Origin of the sequence: Saccharibacter sp. EH611, from assembly GCF_009834765.1 — a bacterium.
In the GTDB taxonomy this organism is placed as follows: Bacteria; Pseudomonadota; Alphaproteobacteria; order Acetobacterales; family Acetobacteraceae; genus Saccharibacter.
This window is the reverse complement of record NZ_WVHP01000010.1, coordinates 1-3,493: the sequence shown is the minus strand read 5'-3', so window position 1 is coordinate 3,493 and position 3,493 is coordinate 1. Positions and strand designations below refer to the sequence as shown.

General features: G+C 49.7%; 8 protein-coding genes. All 8 read left to right on the top strand.

What is annotated here, in order from left to right:
- The first annotated feature begins 146 nt into the window (after window positions 1–146).
- The 8 genes from GS535_RS04200 to GS535_RS04165 are packed head-to-tail and all read left to right on the top strand — an operon-like array spanning window position 147 to window position 3,210.
- Window positions 147–311, top strand: coding sequence for a hypothetical protein (locus tag GS535_RS04200; protein WP_160792107.1), 165 nt, complete (start codon window positions 147–149; stop codon window positions 309–311).
- Entirely contained in the window at window positions 308–652 is a 345-nt protein-coding gene (locus GS535_RS04195; RefSeq protein WP_160792106.1) for a hypothetical protein, read from the top strand. The genes GS535_RS04200 and GS535_RS04195 overlap by 4 nt, the downstream gene beginning before the upstream one ends.
- Window positions 653–683: 31 nt before the next feature.
- Entirely contained in the window at window positions 684–860 is a 177-nt protein-coding gene (locus GS535_RS04190) for a hypothetical protein (protein WP_160792105.1), read from the top strand.
- Window positions 860–1,387 (top strand): hypothetical protein, encoded by a 528-nt coding sequence (locus GS535_RS04185; protein WP_160792104.1) that lies wholly within the window; start codon window positions 860–862, stop codon window positions 1,385–1,387. The genes GS535_RS04190 and GS535_RS04185 overlap by 1 nt, the downstream gene beginning before the upstream one ends.
- Window positions 1,387–2,151: an ERF family protein gene (locus GS535_RS04180; RefSeq protein ID WP_160792103.1), complete on the top strand. Its 765-nt coding sequence runs from the start codon at window positions 1,387–1,389 to the stop codon at window positions 2,149–2,151. The genes GS535_RS04185 and GS535_RS04180 overlap by 1 nt, the downstream gene beginning before the upstream one ends.
- Window positions 2,148–2,783, top strand: coding sequence for a lambda exonuclease family protein (locus GS535_RS04175; protein WP_160792102.1), 636 nt, complete (start codon window positions 2,148–2,150; stop codon window positions 2,781–2,783). Before GS535_RS04180 ends, GS535_RS04175 begins: the two co-directional genes overlap by 4 nt.
- A complete protein-coding gene (locus GS535_RS04170) occupies window positions 2,780–2,980 on the top strand; it encodes a hypothetical protein (RefSeq protein WP_160792101.1) in 201 nt (66 codons plus the stop codon). Before GS535_RS04175 ends, GS535_RS04170 begins: the two co-directional genes overlap by 4 nt.
- Entirely contained in the window at window positions 2,977–3,210 is a 234-nt protein-coding gene (locus GS535_RS04165; protein ID WP_160792100.1) for a hypothetical protein, read from the top strand. The genes GS535_RS04170 and GS535_RS04165 overlap by 4 nt, the downstream gene beginning before the upstream one ends.
- Window positions 3,211–3,493: the final 283 nt, after the last annotated feature.

Below are 3,493 nucleotides of genomic sequence, written 5' to 3'. Positions count from 1 at the left end.
CTCATGGCGGCGGACTTAGACGAAGACGGCATCCCCGGTCTTCAGTCCTTTCTGGAGGATCAACGAGAAGCAGGAAGCGCAGCAGACCGTTACTGGCAGAGCAAAGACACATCCCGCAATCTCAATCAAGACGATAGGGTGATGGGATGATGAGTGATCTAGCAGCCTTAAAGGAACGGATAGCTCATACACATCTTCTTCTTGATCTGATTGAACAGCGCGATGTCCTAACACCCGAAGAAGTAGAAGAGCGTTTGGTTCTCAAGGCTCGGTTAAGGCACCAACAACGGGCTTTGGAGGAGACACGATGAACTACAGACAGGAGCATGAAGGAAAGATTGTCTGCCCCCATTGCTTGTATGAGAACGAGGGGGATGGCGAGCTCAATGAGGCGTATGAGGGGGCTAAATGGCACTGCACGTCGTGCAATAAGAGCTTCATCATCGAAACAGTCGTTCGAACCATAACGGTCACAACGCTCAAGGAAAGCGATAGTATTCTTAATGAAATCTCTCTTGTAGACATGAAGATAAATAGAACAGAGAAAATAGGTCTTTGTGTGAGTGGTTTTAGAAAGAAAAGAGAAGAACTGAGCATGAAGCTTGCCGAACTTTTGCTTAAAGAGCGCCAGATAGAAGAAAATAGTTACTAACCGCCCCCAAGTAAAACCGAGGATTTTTGAGATGCTGAAACACGCAAACAGGAAAGCTGTGTCTAAAGCACGCCCAGAGACGCCGCAAATGAGGCGGACAGAATACCTAAAGGCAGCGATGGACTGCCTCAAGAAAGAGCAGAAAACAGCAGCCGAAGCACTCTTTTCCTGCGCAGTTTTTGAAAATGTGAAAGCATGGGGCTTCTAATGAGTAAGAAATACGAACTACTAACCGACGATACGGTTACAGACTTTGGTGAAACACTTTTTCGGATCAAAGCACTTAGGGATATTCCAGAGTTCGACGTTTCTAAGGGTGAACTAGGCGGATACATCGCATGTGAAGACAACCTAAGCCACCAAGGGAACGCTTGGGTGTCCGGAGATGCGTGGGTGTTCGACGATGCGGCGGTATCCGACGATGCGAAGGTATCCGGCAATGCGCAAGTCTTCGGCGATGCGAAGGTGTTCGGAAATGCGCGTGTGTCCGGGAATGCGTGGATACCCAGTCAACGCCACATTCTGACGATCGGCCCAATCGGATCAGAAGATGGGGCACTGATACTGTTCCACACGAAAGACGTACCATACGTAACGCGTGGCTGCTTTAGCGGAACCCTTGATGAGTTTGAGAAAGCCGTAAACGACACACATGGCGACAACAAGCACGGCCAAGAATACCGCGCTGTCATAGCGCTTGCCCGCCTGCGTGCCCGGGAATGGGAGGCCGCGTGATGAGTAACGTAGTAGCAAAGGAAAACAACGTATCTCCTTCTGTTGAAACGAGGGTCAATACGGATGTTTCTATCATGGGGATCATCTCACAAGCGGCAACAAACCCGCAATGTGATGTTGATAAGATGCAAGCGCTCTTACAAATGCACAATCAAGTCATGGATAGAGAGGCAACAGCAGAATTTAGCCGTGCCATGAGCGCCGCTTCTGGGGAAATCCCACAGGTGGCAAAGAATGGCCGGGTTAGTCTCGGGGGAAAGGTAGGATACAACTTTACCCGATGGGAAGATATGGATGCCGTTATTCGTCCTATTCTGACAAAGCACGGGTTACGGCTCTCTTTTACGACGCGCTCTTCTGAAGGCGGTATGAAGACTATTATCGGGACGATTACTCATGAGAATGGGAAGTCTCAAAGTTCCGAAATGGATTTGCCTATAGATGTTGGTAATGGACGGAATGCTTTGCAGGCGTTTGGCTCGTCTATTTCCTACGGGAAGCGTTATTGCGCTGAAATGCTGCTGAATATCGTTCGGACAAATGAGGACACAGATGGGCTCCCCCCCAAGCCGCGTCAGGGGGATGTCATTACGGCGGCTCAGAAAAATGAAATCGTTGACTTACTGAGGCAGAGCGGGGTTGCAACGCAAAAAATACTCGCGTGGGCGGCCTGTAGCTCTTTAGACGAAATGCCTAGTCATCTTTATCAACGAGCGGTGAAGAGACTGAAATGTTCCCTGCCTGCTCATGAGAGGCAGTCATGAAGATATATAACGTAGAACAAGGCTCTGATGAGTGGATGGCCTTACGTGCTGGTCTCCCAACAGCCTCTGAATTTAGCAAGATTATCACACCGAAGACGCACGCTTTTTCTTCTTCGGCAAAGCCATACGCGGTGAAGCTCGCTGTTGAGATGATTCTTGGATGTCCTTTAGAGACGGATTTAAGCCACAATCAAGATGTGCAACGAGGGATTGCCTTAGAAGAGACAGCGGCTCAAGCCTATGAGTTTGAAACAGCCGAAATAGCACAGCGTGTGGGTTTCATCACCGATGATGACGGCACATATGGCGCAAGTCCCGACCGGCTTATTGGCGAGAATGGGTTGCTGGAAATTAAGTGCCCACGCCCAGAGAAACATGCTCATTACATGCTGAATGGCTTCGGGATGGATTATTTTGTGCAGGTTCAGGGGCAGTTGCTCGTCACAGGGCGGCAATGGTGCGACCGCTATTCGTATTGCCCCGGATTACGCCCTTACACAGAGCGTGTTGAGCGTGATGAGGATTTTATCGCAGCGTTAAAGGGCGCTTTGGCTCAGTTTCATGAGATGAAACTGGATAACCTCCGCAAGCTACAAAGCAAAGAAAATGACATGCAGGAGATGCCAGCATGAGCCTCTTTCTCATCTTGTGCCTAGCCGCAGCGCTCTACGGCCTCATCGGCGCGACGCTATGGGCCGTGTTCGAGCTAACACAGCCACAGCACAGCTACGTACCAACCGAAACCCGCGTTGTCGCTTCGTTCATGTGGCCGGTGCTCTTATGCAGCATCGTCGCTCATCTCGTGCGTAAAATCAGGAGGGGTCTGTGATGATTTTAGTTCAAGCCGAGATAGACGCAGACGACGCCATTAGTCAGGTCGATGATAAATATCTGCTGGAAGAAGTCGTGAGTCGCAAACTCAATCTACCTCCAGCAAAACCATGTGATGTAACGGGCAATGAACTGGTCGCTGATTTGATGCGTGCTTTTGAAACGCAAGACCGAAGCGAGTTTAGTTACTTGCTTGACAAGGTATACAACCTTGCGGAGGGCATGTGATGAATATCTTTCATGCCATACTTCTATCAATGAATATTTATTGCGGAATGGGCCTCTACGTCAGACATCGAGAGCGCCGTTTCCGCCCTAACTGCCCGCGAGGGGGCATCCCAACACTGACAACAATGCTGTTCTGGCCGTGGAAGATCGCGGTCGTGTTCTGGAAGAAATGGAGGCGGGGATGAGAGTAGATATTGATAGCTGTGAGGTAATGGGATGCGATGGGACAAGATATTTCCTAGTGTCTGAGCATTGTTCCTGTCATGTTTGTGCCCCTTGTTCT

Coding starts and splice junctions, on each gene's coding strand:
- GS535_RS04200 (WP_160792107.1), top strand. CDS start 147: ATGATGAGTGATCTAGCAGCCTTAAAGGAACGGATAGCTCATACACAT.
- GS535_RS04195 (WP_160792106.1), top strand. CDS start 308: ATGAACTACAGACAGGAGCATGAAGGAAAGATTGTCTGCCCCCATTGC.
- GS535_RS04190 (WP_160792105.1), top strand. CDS start 684: ATGCTGAAACACGCAAACAGGAAAGCTGTGTCTAAAGCACGCCCAGAG.
- GS535_RS04185 (WP_160792104.1), top strand. CDS start 860: ATGAGTAAGAAATACGAACTACTAACCGACGATACGGTTACAGACTTT.
- GS535_RS04180 (WP_160792103.1), top strand. CDS start 1,387: ATGAGTAACGTAGTAGCAAAGGAAAACAACGTATCTCCTTCTGTTGAA.
- GS535_RS04175 (WP_160792102.1), top strand. CDS start 2,148: ATGAAGATATATAACGTAGAACAAGGCTCTGATGAGTGGATGGCCTTA.
- GS535_RS04170 (WP_160792101.1), top strand. CDS start 2,780: ATGAGCCTCTTTCTCATCTTGTGCCTAGCCGCAGCGCTCTACGGCCTC.